Origin of the sequence: Pseudoalteromonas sp. 1_2015MBL_MicDiv (assembly GCF_002407505.1) — a bacterium.
Classification (GTDB): Bacteria; Pseudomonadota; Gammaproteobacteria; order Enterobacterales; family Alteromonadaceae; genus Pseudoalteromonas; species Pseudoalteromonas fuliginea.
This window is the reverse complement of sequence record NZ_CP012738.1, coordinates 526,677-553,010: the sequence shown is the minus strand read 5'-3', so window position 1 is coordinate 553,010 and position 26,334 is coordinate 526,677. Positions and strand designations below refer to the sequence as shown.

Here is a 26,334-nt window from a genome sequence, read left to right as displayed (position 1 = left end):
TATACCTCAAATATATTGTTCTAATTTATCTTTTAAAAAATCCAATTGTATTGGCTTGCTTAAATAATCATCCATTCCGGCAGCAAAACACCTTTGCTTATCTGCATCCATCGCATTTGCCGTTAATGCTATTATTTTAATATCTTTGTGTTTGTCGCCCGCTAAGCCATTTCTAATAGCTTTTGTGGCATCAAAGCCGTCCATCACTGGCATTTGGCAATCCATTAACACCGCTTTAAAATAACCTTGCCCATGAGTATTTAAAATATCAATAGCGAGCTGTCCATTTTCAGCAAGCGTAATATTACAATTAAGTTTTTTAAGCATTAATGTGGATACTTGCTGATTAATTGGATTATCTTCTACAAGTAATATTTGAATAGGTTCACCTAATTTTTCTTTTTTCAAAGATGAGATATAACCGGATGTAACCAACGGTAATGCTTCATCATGCTCATTATTTGTAATTACCGACAACGCTGAAATCAGATCCGCCGTTGTAACAGGTTTAGGGAAATAAGCTTGAAATCCAATGCTTGAATAACGCTGAGCACCTTCCATACCAGCAATACTCGTCATCATAACAAGGGGCATGTTTTTAAAGTCATCGTTTGCTTTTAAAGCCTTGCAAAGTCCAATCCCGTCCATGCCAGGCATTTGCATATCAAGCACTGCAATATCATACATTTTTAGATTACTACTGATCCGGCTTTCACACATTGCAAGTGCATCATATGCATCGCATGCAAGCGCTACATGGGCGCCCCAATGCTCTAGCTGCTGGGATATAACAATTCTATTAGTTTCATTATCATCAACAACTAAGACAGATAAACCTTTTATATTTAGCTTTTGTATATAACGTTCTTTTTGCTCACTTTGGGTGACTTGTATAGTCACAGTAAATTCACTCCCTTGGCCTGCTTCACTTTTAAGTGAAATTTCCCCACCCATCAGCTCACACAGCTGTTTACAAATAGCTAAACCGAGTCCAGTGCCACCATATTCTCGCGTTGTTGAAGCATCTACCTGAGAAAAAGGTGAAAATAATTGATGCTGTTTTTGCTCATTAATACCAATACCTGAATCTTTTACTTTTATTTGTAGCACTAAGCCTTGTTCTACTTTATCTATTTGAGCACTAACGACAACTTCACCTTTACTGGTGAATTTGACCGCATTACTCAATAAATTAGTAAGAATTTGACGGATACGACCTGGATCGCCACACAATTGTGAAGGCTCTAAAGCGACTAAATCTAAGATAATTTCAATGCCTTTATCTTGAGCTGTAAAAGCTTGCGCAGCTGCAACTTCACCAATTAAATCACCCGCATTAAAATTAATACTTTCGAGCTCTATTTTACCCGCTTCAGCTTTAGAGAAGTCTAAAATATCATTAATAACCCCCAGCAATGAGTGAGCACTTGTTTTAGCAATCCCTACTTTTGTTTCAATTGGTTTCGATAAGTTTTCAAGCTCAATAAGCTCTAGCATGCCAAGTACACCATTCATCGGCGTTCTAATTTCATGGCTCATCGTCGCTAAAAATTGACTTTTAGCAACCGCAGCATCTTCAGCCTTAACGAGGGCAACACTAAGCTCTTCTGCTATTTTTTTACGGCGTTGCGATATAAGCGTACTTCCGACTAAGGTTGCTAATGAACGTAAATAAGTTTCTTCGTTTTGAGTCCAATAATGGTGTTCATCCACTTTTTCAGCACTCAAAATCCCCAAATTCCCATCGCCCGAAGAAATTACAACATCAATTAACGATTTAATATTTAGCGGCCTGGTGTAGTCATCAATAAACTCAGCTGTTGCAGGGTGCATATTTACATTATCAACCGCAATTAAGTTATGCTTGTAAATAGCAGAAAAATACGCAGGAAAGTCTTTAACTTTTAGCTCATCTTCCGTGCGAACCAGTCCCTCGCCTTTAGTATGTAAACTATGACGCACCATAGCATCACCGGCCTCATTAAAAATCCATAACGAAGCACGCTCTACATTCAATACCTCACACATTGATTTAACAACTAGTTTGTTCACTTCGCTTACATCACTACTTTGTACTTCAGGCGCGATGGTTAATTGGGCAAGATTTTTGTTATATCGGTTTGCTTTTTCACTTTCGATCTCTAAACGTTTATGAGCATCAATACTTTGAAATGAGCCAAATATACGTATGCATTCACCATTTTTAAATTCAGCTTGACCCATAGACTTAACCCACCTTTCTTTACCTTGATGGGTTAAAATTATCAGCTCAACACTCCAGCTTTCACCTAAAGTAACTGCATTTTCAAATAGCTTAGAGATTTTATCGCGATGTTCTCCAAGCTTGTAAAAATCTATTGCGGTCGCTAAATCGGGTTCATATTCATCAGGTACACCATGAATAACTTTAACTTCATCTGACCAATAAAGAGTATGGGCTTTTAAATCTATTTCCCACGCGCCAATTTGTCCCTGCTTACTCATTGATTCAAGTAAACTTTGCTGACGTTTTATTTTTAACTGTATATTGTAGCGCTCAGTAATATCCAATATAAAGCCATCAAGGTACAGAACAGTACCGTCAGAGTCATAGATTGCCTTACCCTTTTCATTAACCCATCGAACATAACCATTTTTTGCTATAATTCGGTATTCAATTGACCACGTACTATGCTCTTTAATAGATTGGTTAATTGATTTTTTTATATGATCAATATCTTCTTCATGAAGAAGATCAAAGAAACGCTTATTTTTATTATTAATAAAATCATCTGCGGCATAACCAGTGATATCTTTAGTTTGATCACTTAAATAAAGCATCGTCCATATTTCATCTGACTCGCAGCGATAAATAATACCGGGAATATTTTCAACAAGAGACGCAAACTGATCACGGCTGCTTTGTAGTTCAGACTCCGTTGTTTTTCTTTGAGTAATATCTACATGCGTCCCAATCATTCGTTTAGGTGAGCCGTCGCTATTCCATTCAACTACTTTAGCTGTATCAAGTACCCAGACCCAATGCCCTAACTTATGCTTCATCCGAGCTTCGCTAACATAAAAATCACTGCCGCCAGCTAAGTAGGTTTTTAATTTTAATTCTGATTCAACTAAATCTTCTGGGTGTGCATATTTATACCAAGTATCTATGCTGCAAGGTTCTATTTCACTAAGTGTATAACCAATGATTTCAGCCCAACGTTTATTAAACGTAACTTTGCTTGTATCTACATACCAATCCCAAATACCAACAGCGGTACTATTGATAACAAGTTCAAGTTGTGTTTTATGCTGTTCTAATTCAAATTCCTGTAACTTAAGTGGAGTAATATCAGTGCGAATTGCTATATAGCTTTGTGGTTTACCCTCATCATCTAAAAATGGCGCTATAGTGGTGTCCATCCAATATAAGCTACCGTCCTTTGATCTGTTACAAATTTGCCCATTCCAAACTTCACCACGCTTAAGCGTTGCATACATTTCTTCAAAAAAAGCATGTGAATGCGTGCCTGAATTTAATAACCGGTGATTTTGACCTATAAGCTCATATTCTTCATAACCACTTATTGCACAAAATTTTCCGTTCACAAAAACTATTGTTCCGTGTAAGTCAGTAACAGCAACAATTGCATGCTTATCAAGCGCTGATTTTTGCTCTGCTAATTGCTTAAGTGCAATTTGCAATGCAGCTCGTTGCTCTTGCAAAGTACTTTGCTGTTCTTGATTTACTTTTACAAGCTCAAGCAAATCTTTTGAAAGCTGATTAAACTCAATACTGTCGTTTAAAATAGGGATTTTTACATGTTTCCCTCTGGTTATACTTTCAACAATATTAGTTAAACGAATTAACGGGCGAGATAATCTACGACCAAACCACCAAGACGAACATAAAATAAGCAGCAAAGAACCTGCATTAGTTAAAATAGCAAGCCGCTTATAATAGAGACTGCCTTGTAATGCTGCTTCAGCTGGTTTGGAAACTAATAATTGCCAACCTTGCTGGCCTAAAAAATCAAGTTCATTAATGTATGCATAAAATATTTTTTCATTGTTATTAGCATAACTAAACACTTGTTTTGGTGCGGAGCTGTTTTGATTTAAAAGCGGTGGAGTAGTAACGGAAGCCCTTGTTTGCTTTTCGATTTTGTTATTGTGCAGTATAAAGAATGCAACACTCGTATTTTTTGCCTGTATTTTGCTTAAGTTGTTTAGCAGTCCCTGTAAGTTCACATCGGCTAGTAATACACTTTTTAGTTTATTTTGATCGTCAAATATAGGTAACGACACTATATGATGCGCATATCCTTCAACCACCATAGAGTGAAATAATGCTTTATCTGTTTTATTTTGTGCTATGAATAATTTAGTGAGTTCTGATTCTTGAATTTGATTAAATAAGGAAAGTTCTATTTTTGCTTTGTTAGACAACACGTCAATGATTTCAATATGATTTATAAAATCATATTGTCTGACAAAATCATTTATTAAAGCGTGTTCCTTGGTTGGACTTATACTTAATTGCGACTTTAATAAATACAGATCATTAACTTGGTCTAAAAACCAAATTTCAGCAAATTCCTTTCCAATATTGCTGAGTTCATTTAGTTCGCTATGCGCACTTTGCTTAAGCGTATTATTTACGTGCTGAAAACTAAACCACGTTAGCAAGCATAACGGCCCTAATGCTATAATTATAAAGGTAATAATTAATTTACTTCGAACAGATTGTCCTTTACCTGTTAACACTCCAAAGTTTAAACCCTTATCCATGCTTATTGCCTAATAGCTTATAGTCATTTTATAGTGACTATATTAATGCATTAAATATATAAAGACGCAAGTTTTGAGCTATAAACGCCTTAAAAAATCTGTATTTAGCGTTATAACGTCAAATTAGCATTACAATAAAAAACATGCCAATAGGATTAATTTTTTGACTCCTTTGTCACTCTTGTAGCTGTTTTAAACTCCCCATGATATAAGCATTATTCAATAAAAGTGTTTTGAGAGCATTATGGCGCACGATCACTCACATAGTCATGTAGACGAAAACCAAAGCGATAAACAGCTCGCCGTTGCTGTTATCATTAACGTATTACTAACCGTAACCCAAGTTATTGGCGGGATATTTTCGGGTAGCTTATCGCTTATAGCCGACGCACTTCACAATTTAAGCGATGCTGGGGCAATATTTATAGCGCTCATTGCACGTAAAATCGGTAATAAACCAGCTGACGTAACTCATCATTTTGGCTATAAGCGCGCTGAAATCCTCGCTACTCTTTTTAATAGCACTACATTAATTATAATTGGCCTATATTTAATTTTTGAAGCCATTTCTAGCTATTTAAATCCACAGCCTATTAATGGTTGGATAGTTGTGTGGGTGGCAGCAATAGCATTAGTTATTGATTTAGCAACAGCGTATTTAACCTACCGAGCTGGTGCAAATCACAGCATAAACATAAAAGCGGCTTTTATTCACAACATCTCAGATGCAATGGCCTCTATTGTTGTTATTATTGCTGGCACTTTAATTATTTTATACCAGTGGTATATCGTTGATTTAATTGCCACAGTGCTTATTTCTGTGTATGTAATTTATCATGGTATTTTATTATTAAAGCAAAGCGGCAAAATTTTAATGCAAGCAGCCCCTAATAACATTGATACACACGCAATATCACATGCTATTAGTAATGAATTTAATATCGAATCGGTAGTCAGCATTAAGCTTTGGCAACTAGATGATAAAGAAAATCATTGTGAGCTTGTTATTAGCACTCAACAAACAATTGATTTACCCGCAGTAAAAGGCTTCTTACACGACAATTTTAACATCGAAAATTGCATAATAGAAACCAGACCTATTGCAAATAAAAGCGCAGAATAATAGCGTTAATAATAAGCTAAACAAATACATAACTATTTAATTGAAAACATCTCGTATTATCATTTACAATATTGCTACTAACTTATAATGAGATACTGTTTTTGAAACTTTGGTTACGTAGAATTCATTTAGGCCTTGCCCTCATTAGCGGACTATTTTTATTAATAGTGAGCTTAACCGGTGCTGTTATGATTTATGCAAAAGACATACAGCACTTCATTCAGCCAGATAAATGGCAAGTTATTCCGCAGCCTCGTACATTAAACAATCAAAAATTGATAGAAAGCGTGCAAACGCAAACACAACAAAAAATTGTTTTTTTTATGCCCGAGCAAAATAAAGCATTAGCTTGGCAATTTAGATTGGCTAACAAGCACTACGTGAGTGTCAATCCTTATTCTGGAAAAATAATTCATAGCTATCAAACAACAGACACAATTTATGGCTTTGCTTTAGGCTTACATCGCTGGTTATTATTTGAAGATAGTGATGGTAAAAAACCATTTAAAAATTGGATGTCAGTGTGTGCATTATTACTTTTAATCAATGTACTAATCGGCTTTTACCTATGGATAAAACCAAAAAACAGAATTAAGCGTTTAGCTATTAAGCCTAAAGCCAAATTTAGAGTGCTAATGTATCAATTACATACCGTACTTGGTGTTTACTTTTTTATACCGCTTGTACTTATTGCCTTTACTGGTATGGCATTTAATTGGAAAACACAAACTCAATCAGTATTAGAATTTGTAACGTTTAATAAAGTAGAGCAGAGGCCCAAAGCGCCAAAAATAATAGCGCCTTCTCAAGCTGATATAAACTATAACGAAGCAATTAGAAATGCTGGGGATGTATTCCCTGATGGTCGATTATTTAGAATTTACTTACCTAAAAAAGCAGACGATGCCATTGCGCTCAGAATTCAAAACCTTGGTGAAAGCCATGCTTATAGTTGGGTATGGGTAAATCCATTTACAGGCAAAGTATTAAACTCATTTGACGCAAGTAAAGCCAACTTTACGACGCAAGCATGGAACTTTAAGTATAAATTTCACATTGGGGATTTTGCAGGCCCCATAGTGCAATTTATATGGTTATTGATTGCCCTTTCACTCGCATTTTTTATTGTAAGCGGTGTGTATTTTTGGTTAAAACGCCACAAACGAAAATAAATCTCATTAACACTTGCGTGATTAGTTGATAATAATTACCATTGCGAAAATTATTATCAACTAAGAGCTCTCCCATGTTAAAAACTTCGTTTTGCCTTATTGCTGTTGCAGTAAGTACTAACACGCTAGCAGATGAAAATAATAAAAATGAATACGCTTCTGAACAATTAGAACATGTCATTGTATCTGGCAGTCGTATCTCAGAAAGTATTGACGAAGTACCTGCCTCTATTACCGTTATTAATCAACAACAAATACAGCAGCATTTAAAAGTAAGCTCAGAACTGGGGAGTTTACTTGCACAAATGGTTCCAGGACTTGCCCCAGATACAGGCAGCTCAAGTAATTCAGGACAAACGCTACGTGGCCGTGCACCTTTAATAATGATTGATGGTGTACCGCAATCAACCCCTCTTCGTAACGGCTCTTTAGGCATAAAAACACTTGATGCAAGTGCCATAGCGCGCATTGAAGTTATAAAAGGCGCGACTTCTATTTATGGTAATGGTGCTTCAGGTGGCATTATTAACTACATAACAAAACAGGCTCGCAGTGATGGTAAGCCTGAAGGTGAAATAAGTATTTCAAGCCGCTTTAGCGCTGTTAAATTAGCAGAAAGTGGCGGCGGTAGAATATCAGCAGCAGTAAACGGCAAGATCGATAAATTAAGCTACCTGTTAACGGCAAACTATGAAGAAAACGGCGTGCAACGCGATGCACAGGGCGATATTTTAGGCTTACAATACGGTTTATCAGACTCTGAAACTCAAAATTACTTTACTAAACTAAGTTACGATTTTGACGACGAAAAGCAATTGCAGTTTAGCTATAACTTTTACAGCTCACAGCAAAAAACTGACTTAGGTGATATTACTGGCGATGGCAATATAGGGGAAAAAACATACGCTATTCACGTACCTACAGAACTACAAAAGCAAGGTAAGCCGCAAGGACCCGATGGCAACGTTAATATTACTCTAAAATATGTTGACTACGCGTTGTTTGAAAACACACAAATGACCCTCGATCTTTATAAACAAGATATAGAAAACGTATTCTTTTTCTCCACTAACCTAGCTAACCTCGATGAAGGCTATACCGGTGGTCAGTCCGTTATTAAATCAGAAAAGCAAGGTGCAAGGGCTACATTTAATAGCCAGTTTGATTTTGAAAACGTAGCAGCCACCCTAATCTACGGCATTGATGCCTTAAACGATAAAACATCACAACCTTTGGTGGATGGCCGTGTGTGGGTGCCAGAAATGGACATGGAAAGTGTTGCTGGTTTTTTACAAACAAAATGGGTAATAAACGACGATATTATTGTAAAAGCAGGTGTAAGAAACGAAAGTATTGATTTGAGCGTAAGTGATTACCAAACATTAAAACTGTGTAGAACCCCTTCGCAATGCTCAGTCCCATTAAATGTGCGTGGTGATACCATAAACTATGACGCTACAACGTATAATGCAGGCATAAAATACAATTTAACAGATGTATTCAGCCCATTTTTTAGTTATTCACAGGGATCTGATATTTCTGATATTGGGCGCTTACTTCGCGCTGCAACCGTTGACGATATTGCACTTATTCAGACACAAGCATCTATAATTGACAACTACGAAGTTGGTTTTACTTCACAGTTTGAAAACGTTCGTTTTGAATTTGCACTGTACAGAAGTACTTCAGAGCTTGGCACCAGTAATGAATTTAACGAAGTAACGGGTGTTTACGAACCCGTACGCGCACCGCAAGAAATATGGGGTTACGAAGGTTTAGTTAATTTTACTATTAATCAAGATCTTAAATTAAGTGCTACATACAGCTACGTAGAAGGAAAAAATACTGAAGCGGATGAATATTTAGGGGCAAAACAAATCAGCCCACCTAAAGCCACTGCTAATTTAACATGGCAAACTAACGAAAAGTTATCACTTGCAATGAGTTTTTTATATGTAGGTGACAGAAAGCGCTTTGATAAAAATGCACAAGGTCAATACTCCGGAGATCAGGGCCCTGTGAGTAGCTACAACACATTTAACTTAAGTGGCCAGTACAACGTTAACGCCAGGTGGAGTGGCTATTTTGGTATCGAAAACCTGTTCAATAGCGATTACTACCCTGCCCGCGCACAATCTTACACTTACGGCGGCTATAACATCAAAGGATTAGGCACAACGGCTACCCTCGGTGCTAAATACCGGTTTTAATTAGCAATAGACTCAATAAATAGGCATCATCAGCATGCCTATTTATTTAAAAAAATAACATAAAAAGCAGTATCTCAACTTATTATCTATAAATACCTCTAGTAATCATTCTCAGATACTAATACAAATAAAAAACTGTCCATAAACCAAGCAATAACGCAAACTTAAATAAGAATCAAAACCAATAGTAACACAATGATTTTTATAGAGAAAACTTGCAATTCATTCAATTTATACTACACTGCTTACAATTGAAATAGTTAAGGCGATTTATCATGAAAGGTAATCAAAAAGTAATCGATGCGTTTAATACATTGTTAGCTAACGAATTAGCAGCAATCGATCAGTATTTTATACACTCGCGCATGTATGACGACTGGGGTTTAAACAAGCTATACGAACGCCTTAACCATGAAATGGAAGAAGAAAAAGATCACGCAGATTGGCTTATTAAGCGCATCTTGTTTTTAGAAGGTGTACCAAATATGACTAAGCGCCGTGACTTACTTATCGGTAGCGATGTAAAAAGTATGATGCAAAACGATTTAACACTAGAGCTTGAAGTAGTAGCGTGTGTTAAAGACGTAATCGCAATATGTGAAGAACAGCAAGATTACCAATCACGTAGCATTTTAGAAAAGCTGTTATTTGATACCGAAGAAGATCATGTTTACTGGTTAGAGCAACAACTTGGTCTAATTGATAAAATTGGTTCTGAAAATTATCATCAAGCACAAATGGCTTAGTAGGAGCATATTATGAAAGGCGATAAAGACGTTATTGCGGCGCTAAATAAAGTACTCGCTAATGAGCTTGTTGGTATTAACCAATATTTTTTACATGCACGCATGTTTAAAGACTTTGGCTTCACTCAACTAGACAAAGCAGATTACAAAGTATCTATCCAAAAAATGAAAAACGCCGATCGATTAATTGAACGTATTTTGTTTTTAGAAGGCTTACCAAACCTTCAAGACTTAGGCCGATTACGTATTGGTGAAAACAGCGAAGAAATGATTGCTGCTAACATGAGCTTTGAACTTTATACTATTGATGAGTTACGAAGCGCAGTTAAACTGGCTGAAAGTAAAAAAGATTATATTACCCGTGAAGCCCTTGATCACATTTTAAATGAACAAGAAGAGCAAATTGATTGGTTAGAAACCCAACAGTTACTTATTAAAAATACGGGCATTAAAAACTATTTACAGTCTCAACTGTAAACAATAATTCAGCCATAAAAAAAGCAGCTAAAAAGCTGCTTTTTTTATATCTAAATTTTATATGTAATTAAGCAACTTGATCCGTTACATCCGCAATCTGAATAAGTCTGCGATTAAGGATCTTTTTAGTACAACCACAACACTTACCGCATTGGCTGCCCACTTTAAGCTCTTTAGTTAATTCACGCATGGTTGTTGCACCATCGTCAATTGTTTGCTCAATTTTTTTATCAGTCACACCGTGACATAGACAAATATACATGAATACAAACCACTCTCAATTACATTTAGTATGTGTATATTAATCTAAACGAAAATAGTTATCAATTATTTTATTGGCTAATATGTATCTTTTTTCAGCTTATGGCCAGCGCCACTTAAGTTGAGAATTCACGGCAGCTTGAGAATAGTTTGAATTTTAAGCAAGGTCTGGCGCACAGATTGTGATTTATTAGAGTCGACCTTAAATTTAAGTAAGGTTAGGTTTAGGTAAATATTTGAATGGTTGAAAATTAATGACATTAAGGCTTCAGAAGCCTTAATGTATAAGTACGGAATTTATGGGAAGGTGATTTCCGGTTTGTACCATGAGCAGACATTGGTAACACTCATATAAGCGGCGATTTACTGCTCTTGTGAATTGTTCGTCTTAATGTTTTTGTTATGTGCGTATATATCAAGCGCCGCTTCACTTGCTGAGGTTATAGCTGCCACGCCACGCAAGGTGATGCCTACATCTAATTCTATGTACGAACCTAAATTAGTCGTAAACGCTGCGAAGCTGTCCTTTAACTCAAAGAGATAAATCTTTTGAAACGCTTTGCAACTCGAAATATTTTTCATTTTTGAAGATATGCATTCTTTGCTTAACTCAACCGCCGACTCATATTTTACTACCATTTTTTCTAATTGCGCTTTGTCGTCAATATTTTCAGCGAACGAGTAAAAACTAGCGAAATAAAAAACTATAATTACTAACTTTAAAATTCTAAACATAATATTCCTTTTCGAACATAACGAGACTGTAGAATAACTCCAACAACCAAATTAATTTAAAAACGAGCGCCTAAAATCAACGCTAAGCGTTTTTAAAGCATTAGGTAATGCATTTGGAACCCATAAAACAGGCTGTTTTTCTTAAAAATGAGTAATTCTACAGCCTCAACGAGCCTGTAGATTAACTCGTTTTTAAATTTGTTTTTATTGATAAACAAACCATAGCTGAGTTCCTATTTTGGTTCAATTGATTACTGTATTTTTACGCAGAATATAAAGAAGTATTTGATATTGTTTTAATTGGCGTTTTGGACGGGATTGCGGGGGCTTTAGTGGCTTTATTTTAGGTTAAAAGGACTTACCCTTCTTAATGTATCGTATTCTGCAGCTTTTCTATATTATGAACAAGGCAATACAGTTGCCACTGCGCATTCACTTTCGCTTGACTCCGTAAGGTAAATTTATTCATGCCTTTATTCACTGTAATATTCCGCTTTTTATTTAAAGGAAAGCAAGTTCAATACAGCCGAATCGTTTGCCATACTTTAATAAACAGCTGTCGCCGTCCGATTGTGCTCTCTATTTTTACTTTCACCTTATTAACATAGTTCAGCTTTTTGCGTGATTCATTATTTATAATAATGCACTCTTCATGCTGTTTTTGTTGGCTTTTTTCGTAATAATTAGGATGGGTGATGAGATGGACGCTCCCCAAAACGGCGTCAATGCGCCAAACTGGTTATAACTCACATTCAGTTAAAGGGAACGTCCACCATGAAAATTAGCACATTATCAATTGATTTGGCAAAAAATGTATTCCAAGTCGCTGGCTTTAATTCTAACCATAAAAGGGAGTGCAATAAACGCTTAAACAGACCTAAACTCAACGCCTTCATTGCAAATACACCACCGTGCCGCGTCGTGATGGAAGCCTGTTATTCTTCTCACTATTGGGGAAGAGTATTTACGTCTTACGGTCATACCGTTGACCTTATTCCTGCACAACACGTTACTCCTTTTGTTCGCGGTAATAAAAACGATAGTAACGATGCCCTTGCTATCTACGAAGCAAGCTTACGCCCTAATATTAAATTCGTTCCTATTAAAACCGAAGCTCAGCAAGAAATACTCACGCTTCATAAAATACGCGAGCGGCTTCTGCAAAACAGGATTGCTGCAACCAACCAGTTACGCGGTTTATTGGTCGATTTTGGGTATGTATTTCCTGTCGGTATGAAGGTATTTGAGCAAGGCCTCATTGCGTTAGAAAGTGATTCTGAGCTTCGCCCAATACTGCGCACAATGGTGAGTGATATTTACACTGAGTACAAAACCCTTGTTAAACGCATTAAAGCCATTGAAGCGATGCTTACTGCACACGTTGAACGGGATACAAACGCTAAAATACTTCACTCCATTCCTGGCGTGGGTGTACTCAATGCCTCAGCCTATGCGGCATCAATCGGGAACGGTCAGGCATTTAAGAATGCAAAAGAACTCGGGGTGTGGCTAGGATTAACACCTAAACAATACGCGTCAGGCGATAAAAGTAAAATGTCTGGTATTACTAAACGCGGCAACAGTTACTTACGAAAACAACTTATTCACGGTGCTCGCGCCATTATCGCCAGAAGTCACCATAAGACAGATGCGCTAAGCCAATGGATAAATCAATTACGCGAGAAAAAACACTTTAATTGTGTGGTGGTTGCCACCGCGCACAGATTGGCGCGGCTGATGTGGGTATTGCTGACCAAGCAAACCCTCTATTCACCTCAGTATGTGCAAAATACACGCAAGGATGCTTAATTATGCGTATTTTACACGCCAATCACACCCGAGTTTACGACTTAAGACAGCCTGGTTATGACATAGGTTTTAAAACCTGAGTGGGTGTTTGGGCACTTAAGTCGTAACATACGCTTATCCTGTATGTACTTCACTTATAATGAAATAAAAAGCGCACGCTAACCAAGGTTAACCAGATAAAAACACGAGATTCAATCTCGTTTGGGTGAATATTTTTTAGGTCCCTTGGTACGAAGCTCATTAGGAGCATGGCGCATGATAATCATGACACCATAGCTCGAATATATGTCAGTACCTTTGCTTTTTAGCAAGCTTGTGACGCATCATTACTGCGAAATGGAATACATGATAATGAATAAAAGCACCAACTTAGATGTTTATACATCGGCTCGTCTTGACTTCAAGGGAGCGTCCATATATGTCATCCTAATTGTCGTTACTTTTCATGTATACTCCGATCTATTTGTGATTTATAACGCCTTGCTAAGTTTTGCACTCATAATATTGTTTGTTTTTTACCTGTTTACCACACCATTTTTTGAAATTAATGATGAAAGAAGTATCATTCAAATTCCTTCTAATCGCGATATTGGCTTTATCTGCGTTCACTTCATTTGGAAATGGCCCAATAACCGTCGCAAACCAACGACCTCTTTTATAAATACTTGCAGAATAGTTATGCTTTTTCGCTTTTTCGACTTCATGATTGGCGGCTGTTAATTCACTATCGGAACTTATAACAATCCCCCATTCTCCTGTATCAATATTTATCTCGCTGGCTCGCTGAATTGTGTCAGAAAACTTATTAGCACTATCCTGATTTAACGCACTACCAACTCGACGTAATATTTCCTCAGCATCATTTGGATATAAGACAAATAACAAGGCAAGAACTTCATCTTTTTCCTTACCATTACCACTTACTATTTTAGGAACAATACTGGTAATAAGCTTCTCTTTCATTTGTTTTTGAGTAGCTTCAAATTTTTTAATTTCAAGCATGAGCTCCTCATGTTTGATTTTTTTATCCAAGTTTTCGACTTCTGTTTGAAGGTTAACAGACATATACCCAATGAAGGCAACCCCCAAAGCAGATAGAAGAGATAGAACTGCAATAAAACCTTGAACAGAAAATTTACTATCCTTCATAAAAGGAGCTCCTACAATAAGTTACAATTAAAAACTTAACGCTGTTTTAAGCGGGAAATTTCAGTTGGCTAAAATAAGTGAGGCACGAACAAAAAGCCAACTGTAATTTTTACGACTTGAAAACCCTTGTTATGCTTCATTTTCCAATGATTGTTTAAGCTTGTTAATAAAGGCTTTTCCATTTTGATCAAATGGAAGAGTAACCTTTATATCCGTATGAACTGTTGGATCTGATATATCATTAAAGATTTCTTGAATTAACTCCAAAATGTATTCAACATCGTCATGTTCGAATTTTAAATCAAGTGTTTTACGACCCATTAATGTTCCCAAATCATTATGAGCTAATAATTTTTGTCGCCACTTTTTAATACCAGTAGAAACATACAATTCTTGGAGTTTCTTCTGCTTTTCATCTAACCCTGGGCATTCACATTGTTTAATTATCCTAGCTAAAGATAGGTTTTTATTTTTACCTGTTTCAGCTGGATCTAACAAACAAGCAATACTTAAACATAACTTTTCTATATAAGCTTTTTGAATTCGACTGAACACTAATGGATTGAATTTATTTAACACGCTGATTGAGTGCTCTTCAGTGAATAATTCACTATATAGAGTTAAATCTACACATAGATTTGAAAAGTAGTTATTGATTACATCTAACTCAGATTTATTGACCTTTGCTCTGTCAAATTCAACTCTATGGGGCTTTGGTAATCCATGCGTTTCACAAAAGTCGTCGTAAGTTGCGTGAATAGTGACTTTTGATTTATCGTAACTCATTGAAACTCCGTTGAAGCATAACGAGCCTGTAGATTAACTCGTTTTTTATTTGTTTTTCTTGATGTATTAACCATAGCCGAGTTCCTATTTTGATTCAATTAGTTACTTCGATTTTACGTAAAATATAAAAAGAGGATTTGCTGTTATTTTAACTGGTTTTACAAGGAATTACGGGGGTTTTAGAAGTTTATTTTAGGGGATCAAACTAAAGCCGACAGTCACTCTAATTGAACAAGTAAATGCACGGTTATTCTCATTTAATCCATTAAATAAGTCATTAGCCCTATTAAACCTAAATTACACACATGAAATGGCTGCATGATTCAGTTTTAACTTTTTATTGAGTAGTTTAAGTTTTATGCGAGTAGTTTTTCGCAGTTACTGATATTCGCTCGCCGTTTTCGGTTAAAAATTTTACAGTAACTTGCTTATTATGACAGCCTGTCTACTACATCATGAAATACTCGCGAAAGTTTAGGATGGGCGTCTTTGTTACTTCCACTTATGTCATTAAATGTTAATTTTTTTGTCACCAATCTTAAGTAAATTACTATGTATTATCATTTTACTAACAATTAGATTGGTAAATAATATAGGATTACAGTGATGAAAAATTTATTTTTAAAAGTAGTTTTAAGTCTTATTTTGGCGATATCATTTTCAAGTCAAGCCAAAGTATTTACTTGCAGTGGTATTATTACAGACGTATTTTCAACGTTTGATACTTTTGAAGTTCGTTATGAACGAGCTTCTGGATTTGAGCTTGAACCTGTTATTGTATACCCAGAACAGGCATATCTATTAGCACCGGTATTAGTGGCAATAGCTGAAGGAAAAAATGGCAGTGAATACACTTTAATTATAGAGAATAGAGACGGTAATGATAGCCGTTGCCATGATGGTGAAAGTGAGAATGCATTAATTGGTTTATCAAAGATTAACTAATAAGACGTTGTAGCCTTTTAGTCATATTGTTACGACTGAGTGACTTAATAGATTATATCCTGACCTACTAAAATTCAATTTCAGAACTAAGCTAAGAAACTAAGACGTTGAATATAATTTATTTTCTGCTTAATGAGATACATATTTTATGTGGGTTGGGTGTACTACCTTTATGTCAGTTCTGGTCCATGGCTTAATTTTTAAGCGGCATAAAGATAAGTAGTAATACCAATCCGCAATAATACTTAATCAATTTTAGGGATTAAATTTAACGCTAACTGCGTTAAAAATTTCTGATATAGAACAACTAAATAACGAAATTTTTGCCTTGTTATCGACACGATTTTCTAACAGAATCCCGAATTCAGGTTCCAAGTGCACCAAACCTTAAATCACTAATTAATAAAGACTTCTTCAGCTGTCTGATAATTTAGTATTTTCCTTGGGCGAGTATTAATTTTCATTACAACCTCTTGGAGTTGTTCATTAGTTATAGTTGAAAAATCAGTTTTCTTTGGGAAATAACGCCTGATCAGACCGTTTGTATGTTCATTTGTTCCTCGTTGCCACGAACAATAAGGATCAGCAAAGTAAATAATAAAATCTAGTTCTTCTTCCAAAGCTTTAAATTTCGAAAATTCTTTTCCATTATCCAAGGTCAGAGTTAACTGTTTATGCTCTGGAATCTCTTTAAACATCTCTACTGTAGCCGTATTGAATGACTCAGCTTGCTTAGTCTCTATTTTTTGCGCGATTAAATATCGAGAGCTACGGTCAACATGGGTTACAAAAAAACCAGAGCCCTTTTTGCCTTCAATTAAATCACCTTCCCAGTCACCTATTCGGCTTCTGTCTTCGACTATTTTTGGTCGTTCGCTAATACTTACTCTATTCTTAATTTGCCCACGTAAATCGCCATATTTACGTTGTTTACGTCTTTTTTTATGCCTCTTAGCTAAGTCTTTGTATAGCTCTCCACCTGCTTTAAAATCCTTAATCACCCATTGATAGATTGTTTCATGGCTGACATGCATTAATTCATCTGACGGGTTATCCTTCTTAAGCCGACCTGCTATAGCATCTGGAGACCATCCCATTGCTATCTTACTCAACACAAGCTCGTACAGTGCCTTATTGTTTCTTTTTCTTGCATGCCTGGAGACCTTCCTTCTTTCCATCGCTTTTTCGTGCGCTGCCTCATCGAAATAATCATAGTAGGGTGGCTTATTTCGCTTAACTTCACGCATGATAGTTGTATGGTGTCGATTTAATAGTTTACCAATGGATCGGCAGCTTTCGCCACTGTTGAATCGATAGTAGATAGCTTTTCGTTCGAAACTGTTAAGATGTTCATAAGACATTCTGAATTCCCTCGATAATGAGTTTGGTCGCACTTACTACATTAGCAAATACTTCAGAATGTCATATTTTTTGGTGGGTTATGGTCAGTGGTGCACTTGCATAATGAATTCGGGAATAAACTAGAGAATAAACTAGACAGCCACTCTAATTACGCAAACAAAACGGTGGCAATTTAATTTAATTTTTAAGTTAATAATTTACCTTTTATTGCGGGTTATTTTCATTCCATCCATTAGATAATAGTGAACGAATAGGTCGCTGGTTAAAAACAATCGATTCAAAATAATAGGATTTTCTCCTAAAAAGGGTAATTACACAGTTTAAGTACCTAAAAATAAATATAGCGCCCTGAGATTACTCACTTTATTAACTTTCATTTGTTACTTTTATTTTTTGTACTAAAAAATCCACAGCCGCTTTTACCTTTGGTACTAAGTAGCGTTGTTTTTGATATAACAAGTACACGGCCATTTCGGCGCTTTGCGTTATGGTAAGTTCATGTTCAAACGTAAGCTCTTGCAACTTTCCTGACTCTAGATATGAAGCTAACGCCCATCGGGTAGACATTAAAATACCTTCACCGTTGCACGCCTTTTTTGCAAGCCAAGGTCCATTGTTTGAAATAGCGACAGCAGGACCTGAAACATCATGCCATTGACCATTCATATTGCACAACCAAGGCGTTGGCCCTAATGGAGCTTTAAAATAAAGACCTTTATGATGCTGCAACTCCATCGCGTTCATCGGCACACCGTATTTTTCTAAATAACGGGGTGAAGCGACGGGAATGAATCCATTGTCCATAAGCCTTATTGCAAGTACTCGCTCATTTGGGGCGTAACCGCCACGAATAGCAATATCAACATCATCACGTCCAAGTGTTGATAACTCATCACTTAAACTAACATCTAATATAATTTCTGGGTACAGCTGGCTGAACTCATCAAGTAAAGGAAGTAGGATTTTTTCGCCAAAACCCACCATCGAACTGATACGTAGACGTCCCATTGGGGTAGTTTGGTAACTACGAACAGTTTCATTGCTTTGCTCTAACTGATTTAGTATTTGCTGCATGTCGTTATAATAAATCTGGCCTACTTCAGTCAGCTTTACAATACGGGTCGATCGCTTTAAAAGCGTTGCACCTAAACTTTTTTCTAAATCTGCAACTCGCCTTGATAAAGAAGATGGCGGTACATTAAAAACTTTTGCCGCTTTAGTAAAACTTCCTGTTTCTACTACTTTATTAAAATATCGTATTGCCCGAAGTTGATCCAACTCTTCTCTCCATTAAGTAAATTTGCGAACACCTTTATTATTGTCTTAAAGGCAAAAGTGATTCGCATTTTCTCTTATATATAACCAAATTAAAACAAGTAATAATGTATTTAGCTTAACAAATGAGGTTTTAATTTGCATTTTTGATGCAATTAAAAAGTACCTTCACATTAATAATGGGAACTGATTTATGATTACTTTGCACGGTTTCGCCGCGAGTAACTATTACAACTTAGTAAAACATGTACTTTTGTATAAAGAACTCTCATTTAAAGAACACCTAATTTATAGTGGTAACAATGACTTATTGGCCATCAGTCCGGTCGGTAAAGTCCCGGCTATTACTACATCTGAAGGACTTAATATTTCAGAGTCGAGTGTTATTTGTGACTTTATTGAAGAAACTTATCCTGAAAATGCGTTATACCCAGAAAATGCCGGAGAACGCGCTGTTGTTCGCCAAATAATGAAAGTAGCTGAACTTTATTTTGAATTGCCAAGTAGACGATTAATACCTTATGTATTTTCAGGCACTGAAGCCCCTGAATCACTAAAAGTTGAAGTACGCCAAGTATTAAGCCGTGGCGTTATTGCCTTAAGTCGATTATGTAAATTTTCTCCTTGTATTGCGGGTGAGCAATTTACAATGGCTGATATTTACGTTTATTACGTTAACACCATTGTCAGTGCTTTTGGCTCTAGCCAACTTGACTGGGATGTACTTGCACAAGTACCTAAAATGAAAGAGTGGAACGATTCGATGAGTCAATCTGCTATTGCCCAAAAAGTAGAAGCGGATCGACAGGCAAATATACCTGAGTTTATGCAAAAGATTAAAACTCAAATTCAAGCAGTGAATCCAAAGTAATATTTTACGCTAAGTGTAATCAAAAAATAACCAATACAATAAAGCGATTGGTTCAACGAACTTAATTATTGACAGGAGTGACCCAAATGACTGATACAAATATTCAACTTACTTCAACTATTAGTGAAAATGGTAAACTAACACTTGCTTTAAAAAACATCGAAATGCCGCAACCTGGCCCCGATGAGGTTGTTGTTCGTCTTGAAGCTGCTCCACTAAACCCTTCAGACTTAGGCGTTTTATTCAGCGCAGCTGATATGTCTACAGCGGTGCAATCAGGTACTGTGCAAAACCCTGTTATTACAGCTGATGTTCCGGCTCAATTTATGCCCTCACTTAAAACGCGAGTTGATAAAGCAACGCCAGTTGGAAATGAAGGTGCTGGGACTGTTGTTGCAGCTGGCTCATCGCCAGCAGCACAAGCATTAATAGGTAAAACCGTAGCTGTAATTGGTGGAGGAACTTATCGTCAATTTATATGTGCCAATGTGCAGAGCTGTTTAGAATTAAAAGAAGGGACTACAGCTAAAGAAGGTGCGTCATCTTTTGTTAACCCGCTTACCGCACTAGCAATGGTAGAAACCATGCGCGCGGAGGGTCATAAAGCCATTATTCATGCCGCTGCAGCTTCTAACCTAGGCCAAATGTTAAACCGTATTTGTATTGCCGATGGTATTGATTTAATAAATATTGTGCGTAAAGCAGAACAGGAAACACTATTACGTAACATGGGTGCAAAATATATTGTTAACTCAAGTAGCGACTCTTTTCTTTCAGACTTAACGGCGGCAATTATTGAAACGGGTGCAACGATTGCGTTTGACCCCATTGGCGGTGGTCAATTAACAAGTGATATTCTTAATTGTATGGAAATTGCTGCAGCTCGTGATATGAAAGAGCACACTATTTATGGCTCTGACACATTCAAGCAAGTTTATATTTATGGTGCATTAGATCGAGGCCCAATTACGCTAAACCGTAACTTTGGTTTTGCTTGGGCTGTAAATGGATTTTTATTATTTAATGCATTAGGTAAATTAGGAACTAATACAGTAATGGCGATGCGCGAACGTGTTGCAAATGAAATTACTACCACATTTGCAAGTCACTACACACATGAAGTGTCATTAGCTGAAGTATTGCATTTAAAATCAATTGCGGCTTACTCTAAACAAGCAACCGGTGAAAAATACTTAATTAAACCTCAGGCTTAAGTGAATTTTAAAGCTCACTATGGTTTAACTAATTGATTTTAAATATGTAAAAGCAGATGCTATTTATAGCGTCTGCTTTTTATTCATTTTTTAAAATAAAAGCAAACGCCATACTCTTCTTAATATTTACCGAATAAAAAATTTATGGAATAATGCAATTTCTCTTGGGGGAGTAGCCTACTCAGTACTGTCAATTACAATAAACAACTAGTTAGTGAACTAGAGCACTTATATTTTAATTAATTGATAGACGAGTAAACTTATCAACATAATTGCACCTCACGTGCATGGTAGGTTTGTAATGTTGTAGCAGCATTATCGGCGAGACCTAGGTAGGCACTATCCTCATGGCGGGAGATAGTTGTTTGCCTTGGTTTAATATTCCCGCCTGTAAGTAATATTTATGGAAGTTTTTTTCACATCAACCGTCACAGTAGCCTTAGCTGAAATAGGCGATAAAACACAGCTTTTATCGTTAGTACTTGCCGTACGTTTTCACAATAAAATAGCACTTATTTTAGGTGTATTAGCCGCAACTATTATTAACCATGGCCTCAGTGCTTGGTTTGGAAATTGGCTGAGCAATAACTTTGCAACTCAGTACATGCCATGGATTGTTAATGCTAGTTTTATTGGCGTTGGCCTTTGGCTGCTTATTCCTGATAAGGATGAAGAAATTAGCCATAAGCACGATAAATATGGTGCTTTTTTTGTCGCGTGTATATTGTTTTTTATTGCCGAAGTTGGTGATAAAACACAAATAGCAACCATTCTATTAGGCGCGCAATACCAATCAATTTTGTGGGTTACTCTTGGCACTACACTGGGCATGTTAATAGCAAATGTACCTGTTATTTTTGCAGGTAATGCGCTTTTAAGCCAAGTGCCATTAAATACAGTGCGTGCAGTTTCGGCCAGTGTATTTGTTTTACTAGGGTTATACGGCTTTGCTACTATTTAACCTAAACTCCGGAGAATAAACCTATCTCAAGCAGCTATTTCCAACCTTAACTACATTTAATTTAAAACGAAAGCTCAATATTATTGAGCTTTCGTACTTTTATCTTAGAGGTACTTTGGTATTAAAACTGATATTTTGCAGATAAATATACGCGTCTTGGCTCACCAGGAAAATGCCCAGTACGGTCAATAAAGCCACTCGATGCATATTCTTTATCAAAGACGTTTTTAACTGATATTTGCCATGTCCAGTTTTCTACTTGCGTTTTCCAGGCCATGTTATAAATTGTATATGGTTTAACGTGTGCGCCATCAAGGCTTACTTGTTCGTCAACATAGTCAAGCCCTGCAGCTATTGATGAGTTGATGTTTGGTAAATCGTAGCGCGTCCATAAGCCAGCTGTATTTTGTGGGGCATTTGCAAATTTATCAGTGCCTTCTGCTTGCGCAGAAAAATCTTCACTTTGCTCATTAATACGCGTGTCGTTATACGCATAACTTGCGGTTACAACCCACTTGTCAGTTATATCACCCACTATCTCAAGCTCAAAACCATCACTTTGTACTTCACCTAGGGATTCAAGTTGATCAATTCCCGTGTCGTTTTGCAATAAGCTGGTTTGTAATATATTTTTACGAATAATCTGATACGTCGCAATATTAATGGCTAACGAGTCATCAAGTAACTTAGTACGTAAACCTAGCTCTGTAATATGGCTGTTTTCAGGCTCAAATGGTCCACCAACTTCTTGCGACTGGCTTGCTGCATCTTGCGGTAAAAAACCGGTGCCATATAAAGCATAAGGAAAAAAAGTATCGCTAATATTGTAGCTAGTACCTACCCTAAAAGTAACATCGCTATCAGAGAACTCAACGTTAGATACTTTATCCGTGTCTTCAAAATGATCGTAGCGCAAGCCTGCGGTTATATTCCATTTTTCAGTGATATCTACTTGGTCTTGGATATAAATACCTAACCTTTTTGAGTCTGTGCTTATAATTCGCGGTGTTATATTTTCTAAGTCGTAATTAGCCGCCGATGTTAAACCATATTGTGGATCAATCAGCGAGAGTCCAGGTACAGGGCCGCCTTTACTTTGTTGAGTCGCAGTGCGGTACACGGCATCAAATTTTGATGAGTACCAATCAGAGCCCACTAAAAATATATGTTCCATATTGGCTATGGTTGTTTCAGCAATTAAATTAGCGGTAATACTTAGCCCTTCATTCTCGCGCTTTTGATCTCTAAATTCGCGTTCACTCCAATCAACAACACCATCATTATCGGTATCAGACAAGCCACGTGGCTCATGATAGTTTTGTTGCTCTTCATTGGTAAAATAACGAGTCGTAACATCTAAGCTAAACACATCACTTAATTCGTTTTTATACGTTGCTTGGTATACGTCCGCAGACATTTTTTGATAGTCAGTTGCTTCATTATGATTCCAATCTCTACTTGCAATAAAATCACCATTTTCGTCAACAGGCACACCACGTAAACGTGCTCCTCCTAAATCTTGATCTATATTAGTATATTGCAGCACAAGATTAGACTCATCATTAAAATCAAAGCGATAGCCTAAATCTATAATGGTATTATCTTCTGACGTGTTATATCTAAACGGGTTTTGACTATCTTTGTAAATACCAATTCTGTAAGCTTGCGTTTGCTCATCATTCACGCTACCCGTTGATTCGAATGCGCCACTTATAAAGTCATCATTCCCGATTTCTAATTCAATGGCAGTATTAGCGTCATATTGTGGCTTTTTAGTCATATAGTTAATAATCCCACCAGGATTACCACTTCCATAAACTGCCCCACTGGGACCTTTTAACACAGCAACTTGCTCAATGTTAAATAACTGCGGAACAGCAAAGCCATTAAACGGATCACCTTTTACGCCATCATATAAAATTTCGTCTTGGCGAAATCCTCTAAAAGTGACACCCGAATAGCTAAAACCATTTACACCTGCGATATTACTGTATAAATCGGTAATTTGACGTGCAGCTTGGTCACTTATTAAAGCTTGTGGCAATATTTGAATTGATTGTGGTATTTTTTCTAGTGGAGTATTGGTGCGTGTGCCAAATGCTGACTCTGTTGGTCGATATAATGAAAAAGCGCGACCCGTTACTTCAATAGTCTCAATAGCGTTTTCAGCTTTGTTTAATGAATTAGGTGATGTTTGTTCTACTTCACTAGCGATTACGTTTGCAGAACTAAAAATAATAGATGTGATTGCAAGAGATAAAAGAGAAAATTTCATTAGAATTAAATAGGCAAAAATACGGTGCGGGCATGATAATGAAAATAAATCTCACTTGCAATAACGTAATTACTTAACGAGGCGTGTTTATGATTCGTTATTTGTGCAATAACAGCCCTTTGTGTCAGTAATTAATAACTCAGAATTAAACCCTGAAGCCAAATTAGTAATGACTGTTTCAACAAAGCCACTCCCCTGTGAACACGCTAATCCTTCAGACAATGGCCCTGCATAAACAAATTGCCCGTGCTTATCTATAATGACAGCAGCAGGCGTAGCAGGTACAACTCGCTTCAATTGCTGTGTTAGTTGAACCTGCACAACACCAAGTCCTTTGCTTTTGGCAAAAGTAGTGAGTGAATTTATATGCGGCTTAGCCTGCGTAAAACAGCCACAACTTTCCTCAGTAACGAGTAGCAGCGACGCTGTATCTTTATTGTCCCACACAATCTGTTGTTTAAAATCATTAAACCAACTTTTTTGCATAAATACTTTAGCGCTATCAAAAGTTTTTAACTGCCCTAATTGAAAATACACCAGCCCAGTTATAACAACGCTAAACCACACAATGATAAGTATGGCATTCCAATAATTAACCTTATTTAAATTTGGCAATACTTTGCTCTAGCACGTCAATACTGACATGTATTAATTGTACTTTAGAGGTCAGTTGTTGAACTATTTTAGTGTCTTCATATTGATTTTTTCGCATATGATCAGTGCTCGTAGCTATTTGCGAGGTGTTTACTGCTTGTTCTGCAACAACCTGTGATACCGAATTTGTACTTGTAGATACCGCAGCAATTTGCTCGCTCATTGCAGAAATATTCTCTTTCATTGCAGTACTTATATGTGTTAAATCAACAACAAAATCAACACATTGGCTCATAGACTGAGTTGATGTTTTACTGTTATTAACTAAATCTTTTAATGTAAGGCTAATTTTGTCTGTCGTCGCTTTACTGTTATTCGCAAGTGATCTAACCTCATCAGCAACCACAGCAAAGCCACGACCGTGCTCACCCGCTCTCGCAGCCTCAATTGCCGCATTTAATGCTAATAAATTAGTCTGTTCAGCAATACCTGATATTTCATTAAGAAGACTTGAAATAACATCCCCAGCGGCAACTAAATGATTAATTTGCTCTTCAGTATGATTTAAAAGAGTTAGTAGTTCTCTACTCTTACTGTCAGTTTGTAGCACTTCATGCAAGGCATCACTTGCTGCTTGGGTAATGTTATCTACTTGATGTTTTAAAATCTCACTTTCTTGCTCTACAAGTTTAAAGCCATGCGCAACTTGGGCACCCGAGCTGGCAATATCATCAGTTTGTTGTGTTCGTTGCTGTGCCCCGTCAGCTAATTGAGCCTGTACTTGAATCAACTCTTGAGAGTTACCTTGTAAAGAGTCAGATTGTGTTTGCACTTCTTTAATTACATCAGATAAATAGTCGAGCAACGTATTAAAACCTAAAACAGCTTCACTTTCAGTAGCGTCAGCCCGTAAAGAAAGCTTAATGTGAGCAGGGTCTTGCATTATTTGCTCTGTTGCATAGCTTAGCGATAAACCAGCTCTACGCTCTCGTCGTAATGTTATTGCGATATACCCAGCTACGATTACTTCAACTATTGCATAGCCGGCATGGATAAGTACCGTTGTAAAAGCAAGTCTGTCAGGGTCGAATACATACACACCTGTATTTTGAGTTTGTAAGTAATAAAAAGAAAAGTGATGGACAGCGACAAATAAAATTGCAGTTATAAATACACGCCATTGTACAAATACGATTAGCATGGGCATTAAAATAAATATTTCAAAATGCACTTCAATCAGACCAAACGTTTGTTGTATATGCAAAAAAGAAAACATCATAGTTGCTGCTGCAACAATATGTGGTGTTATTTGACTATTTACATTTGTGTTGAGTAACCAAATAGGTAACAAACAAAGTGGCAAACCTACAACAAAAGCTTGCATCAACGTATCAAAATATAAGCCTAAAACTATTGATTCAATAAATAGCAGACTAAATATAATTGTAAATAACCTAGAAACATTAGACATAAAAACCTTACTATTTTTGATTTATAAGTTAAGCCCGATACATACGTAGTTAAACGCCAATAAGTTCATTGGAATCAGGAAAATTTGGTGAATTTATTTATCCGCTTTATTTTTAATTTAAAGCGGGG

20 protein-coding genes and 1 pseudogene are annotated in these 26,334 nt (G+C 36.6%); 10 read left to right on the top strand and 11 right to left on the bottom strand.

Features of this window, described 5'->3' with window-relative positions; genetic code table 11:
* Positions 1–6: 6 nt before the first annotated feature.
* A complete protein-coding gene (locus AOR04_RS19960; protein ID WP_096794453.1) occupies positions 7–4,770 on the bottom strand; it encodes a PAS domain-containing protein in 4,764 nt (1,587 codons plus the stop codon).
* Positions 4,771–5,014: 244 nt separating this feature from the next.
* Here AOR04_RS19960 and AOR04_RS19955 point away from each other — a divergent pair, with 244 nt between their 5' ends.
* The 5 genes from AOR04_RS19955 (at position 5,015) to bfr (AOR04_RS19935) (ending at position 10,498) form a co-directional block, all read left to right on the top strand.
* Positions 5,015–5,893 carry a cation diffusion facilitator family transporter gene (locus AOR04_RS19955; RefSeq protein WP_096794452.1) on the top strand — a complete coding sequence of 293 codons (879 nt, stop codon included), beginning with the start codon at positions 5,015–5,017 and terminating at the stop codon, positions 5,891–5,893.
* A 101-nt stretch (positions 5,894–5,994) separates the two neighbouring features.
* On the top strand, positions 5,995–7,065 hold the full coding sequence (locus AOR04_RS19950) for a PepSY-associated TM helix domain-containing protein (protein ID WP_096794451.1): 1,071 nt from the start codon (positions 5,995–5,997) through the stop codon (positions 7,063–7,065).
* Between the two features lie 74 nt (positions 7,066–7,139).
* Entirely contained in the window at positions 7,140–9,275 is a 2,136-nt protein-coding gene (locus tag AOR04_RS19945) for a TonB-dependent receptor (RefSeq protein ID WP_096794450.1), read from the top strand.
* Positions 9,276–9,550: 275 nt separating this feature from the next.
* On the top strand, positions 9,551–10,021 hold the full coding sequence (gene bfr / locus AOR04_RS19940) for a bacterioferritin (protein WP_007375598.1): 471 nt from the start codon (positions 9,551–9,553) through the stop codon (positions 10,019–10,021).
* A gap of 12 nt (positions 10,022–10,033) precedes the next feature.
* Positions 10,034–10,498 (top strand): bacterioferritin, encoded by a 465-nt coding sequence (bfr, locus tag AOR04_RS19935; protein ID WP_096794449.1) that lies wholly within the window; start codon positions 10,034–10,036, stop codon positions 10,496–10,498.
* A 67-nt stretch (positions 10,499–10,565) separates the two neighbouring features.
* Here bfr (AOR04_RS19935) and AOR04_RS19930 read toward each other — a convergent pair whose 3' ends face one another.
* From AOR04_RS19930 to AOR04_RS21965, 3 genes and pseudogenes are all read right to left on the bottom strand, one after another.
* Positions 10,566–10,760 (bottom strand): (2Fe-2S)-binding protein, encoded by a 195-nt coding sequence (locus tag AOR04_RS19930; RefSeq protein ID WP_002960627.1) that lies wholly within the window; start codon positions 10,758–10,760, stop codon positions 10,566–10,568.
* Positions 10,761–11,122: 362 nt separating this feature from the next.
* A complete protein-coding gene (locus AOR04_RS19925; RefSeq protein ID WP_096794448.1) occupies positions 11,123–11,494 on the bottom strand; it encodes a hypothetical protein in 372 nt (123 codons plus the stop codon).
* 367 nt (positions 11,495–11,861) lie between these two features.
* Positions 11,862–11,984: pseudogene (locus AOR04_RS21965) on the bottom strand (transposase); the annotation flags it as partial.
* Between the two features lie 284 nt (positions 11,985–12,268).
* Between AOR04_RS21965 and AOR04_RS19915 the strand changes: the two are divergent.
* Positions 12,269–13,303, top strand: coding sequence for an IS110 family transposase (locus AOR04_RS19915; RefSeq protein WP_096794447.1), 1,035 nt, complete (start codon positions 12,269–12,271; stop codon positions 13,301–13,303).
* Positions 13,304–13,786: 483 nt separating this feature from the next.
* Here the strand turns inward: AOR04_RS19915 and AOR04_RS19910 are convergent, their stop codons facing one another.
* Positions 13,787–14,452, bottom strand: a complete 666-nt coding sequence (locus AOR04_RS19910) for a hypothetical protein (protein ID WP_096794446.1) — start codon at positions 14,450–14,452, stop codon at positions 13,787–13,789.
* Between the two features lie 129 nt (positions 14,453–14,581).
* The gene (locus AOR04_RS19905) at positions 14,582–15,238 is read right to left on the bottom strand and encodes an AbiU2 domain-containing protein (protein ID WP_096794445.1); all 657 of its coding nucleotides are present in this window, start codon (positions 15,236–15,238) and stop codon (positions 14,582–14,584) included.
* 606 nt (positions 15,239–15,844) lie between these two features.
* On the opposite strand from AOR04_RS19905, the gene AOR04_RS19900 reads away from it, so the two are divergent.
* The gene (locus tag AOR04_RS19900) at positions 15,845–16,183 is read left to right on the top strand and encodes a hypothetical protein (protein WP_008134410.1); all 339 of its coding nucleotides are present in this window, start codon (positions 15,845–15,847) and stop codon (positions 16,181–16,183) included.
* A 395-nt stretch (positions 16,184–16,578) separates the two neighbouring features.
* Here the strand turns inward: AOR04_RS19900 and AOR04_RS19895 are convergent, their stop codons facing one another.
* Both AOR04_RS19895 and AOR04_RS19890 read right to left on the bottom strand, forming a co-directional pair.
* Positions 16,579–17,544, bottom strand: coding sequence for an IS30 family transposase (locus AOR04_RS19895; protein ID WP_096792504.1), 966 nt, complete (start codon positions 17,542–17,544; stop codon positions 16,579–16,581).
* Positions 17,545–17,911: 367 nt separating this feature from the next.
* Positions 17,912–18,823 (bottom strand): LysR family transcriptional regulator, encoded by a 912-nt coding sequence (locus AOR04_RS19890; protein WP_096794444.1) that lies wholly within the window; start codon positions 18,821–18,823, stop codon positions 17,912–17,914.
* A 190-nt stretch (positions 18,824–19,013) separates the two neighbouring features.
* Between AOR04_RS19890 and AOR04_RS19885 the strand changes: the two genes are divergently transcribed.
* The 3 genes from AOR04_RS19885 (at position 19,014) to AOR04_RS19875 (ending at position 21,866) form a co-directional block, all read left to right on the top strand.
* Complete coding sequence (locus AOR04_RS19885; protein ID WP_096794443.1) at positions 19,014–19,691, top strand: glutathione S-transferase family protein; 678 nt, start codon at positions 19,014–19,016, stop codon at positions 19,689–19,691.
* A gap of 86 nt (positions 19,692–19,777) precedes the next feature.
* Positions 19,778–20,905 (top strand): zinc-binding dehydrogenase, encoded by a 1,128-nt coding sequence (locus AOR04_RS19880; protein WP_007375606.1) that lies wholly within the window; start codon positions 19,778–19,780, stop codon positions 20,903–20,905.
* A 403-nt stretch (positions 20,906–21,308) separates the two neighbouring features.
* Positions 21,309–21,866, top strand: a complete 558-nt coding sequence (locus AOR04_RS19875) for a TMEM165/GDT1 family protein (protein ID WP_096794442.1) — start codon at positions 21,309–21,311, stop codon at positions 21,864–21,866.
* A 121-nt stretch (positions 21,867–21,987) separates the two neighbouring features.
* Here the strand turns inward: AOR04_RS19875 and AOR04_RS19870 are convergent, their stop codons facing one another.
* From AOR04_RS19870 to AOR04_RS19860, 3 genes are all read right to left on the bottom strand, one after another.
* Positions 21,988–24,141 (bottom strand): TonB-dependent siderophore receptor, encoded by a 2,154-nt coding sequence (locus tag AOR04_RS19870; RefSeq protein ID WP_096794441.1) that lies wholly within the window; start codon positions 24,139–24,141, stop codon positions 21,988–21,990.
* 87 nt (positions 24,142–24,228) lie between these two features.
* Entirely contained in the window at positions 24,229–24,756 is a 528-nt protein-coding gene (locus AOR04_RS19865; RefSeq protein ID WP_007375609.1) for a DUF6436 domain-containing protein, read from the bottom strand.
* Positions 24,740–26,206 carry a methyl-accepting chemotaxis protein gene (locus tag AOR04_RS19860; RefSeq protein WP_007375610.1) on the bottom strand — a complete coding sequence of 489 codons (1,467 nt, stop codon included), beginning with the start codon at positions 26,204–26,206 and terminating at the stop codon, positions 24,740–24,742. Before AOR04_RS19860 ends, AOR04_RS19865 begins: the two co-directional genes overlap by 17 nt.
* Positions 26,207–26,334 lie beyond the last annotated feature (128 nt).

Excerpts from the sequence above, each read along its gene's own strand:
- AOR04_RS19960 (WP_096794453.1), bottom strand. The coding sequence starts at position 4,770 with ATGGATAAGGGTTTAAACTTTGGAGTGTTAACAGGTAAAGGACAATCT.
- AOR04_RS19860 (WP_007375610.1), bottom strand. The coding sequence starts at position 26,206 with ATGTCTAATGTTTCTAGGTTATTTACAATTATATTTAGTCTGCTATTT.
- AOR04_RS19870 (WP_096794441.1), bottom strand. The coding sequence starts at position 24,141 with ATGAAATTTTCTCTTTTATCTCTTGCAATCACATCTATTATTTTTAGT.
- AOR04_RS19955 (WP_096794452.1), top strand. The coding sequence starts at position 5,015 with ATGGCGCACGATCACTCACATAGTCATGTAGACGAAAACCAAAGCGAT.
- AOR04_RS19875 (WP_096794442.1), top strand. The coding sequence starts at position 21,309 with ATGGAAGTTTTTTTCACATCAACCGTCACAGTAGCCTTAGCTGAAATA.
- AOR04_RS19930 (WP_002960627.1), bottom strand. The coding sequence starts at position 10,760 with ATGTATATTTGTCTATGTCACGGTGTGACTGATAAAAAAATTGAGCAA.
- bfr (WP_007375598.1), top strand. The coding sequence starts at position 9,551 with ATGAAAGGTAATCAAAAAGTAATCGATGCGTTTAATACATTGTTAGCT.
- AOR04_RS19915 (WP_096794447.1), top strand. The coding sequence starts at position 12,269 with ATGAAAATTAGCACATTATCAATTGATTTGGCAAAAAATGTATTCCAA.
- bfr (WP_096794449.1), top strand. The coding sequence starts at position 10,034 with ATGAAAGGCGATAAAGACGTTATTGCGGCGCTAAATAAAGTACTCGCT.
- AOR04_RS19905 (WP_096794445.1), bottom strand. The coding sequence starts at position 15,238 with ATGAGTTACGATAAATCAAAAGTCACTATTCACGCAACTTACGACGAC.
- AOR04_RS19925 (WP_096794448.1), bottom strand. The coding sequence starts at position 11,494 with ATGTTTAGAATTTTAAAGTTAGTAATTATAGTTTTTTATTTCGCTAGT.
- AOR04_RS19880 (WP_007375606.1), top strand. The coding sequence starts at position 19,778 with ATGACTGATACAAATATTCAACTTACTTCAACTATTAGTGAAAATGGT.
- AOR04_RS19895 (WP_096792504.1), bottom strand. The coding sequence starts at position 17,544 with ATGTCTTATGAACATCTTAACAGTTTCGAACGAAAAGCTATCTACTAT.
- AOR04_RS19910 (WP_096794446.1), bottom strand. The coding sequence starts at position 14,452 with ATGAAGGATAGTAAATTTTCTGTTCAAGGTTTTATTGCAGTTCTATCT.
- AOR04_RS19900 (WP_008134410.1), top strand. The coding sequence starts at position 15,845 with ATGAAAAATTTATTTTTAAAAGTAGTTTTAAGTCTTATTTTGGCGATA.
- AOR04_RS19885 (WP_096794443.1), top strand. The coding sequence starts at position 19,014 with ATGATTACTTTGCACGGTTTCGCCGCGAGTAACTATTACAACTTAGTA.
- AOR04_RS19945 (WP_096794450.1), top strand. The coding sequence starts at position 7,140 with ATGTTAAAAACTTCGTTTTGCCTTATTGCTGTTGCAGTAAGTACTAAC.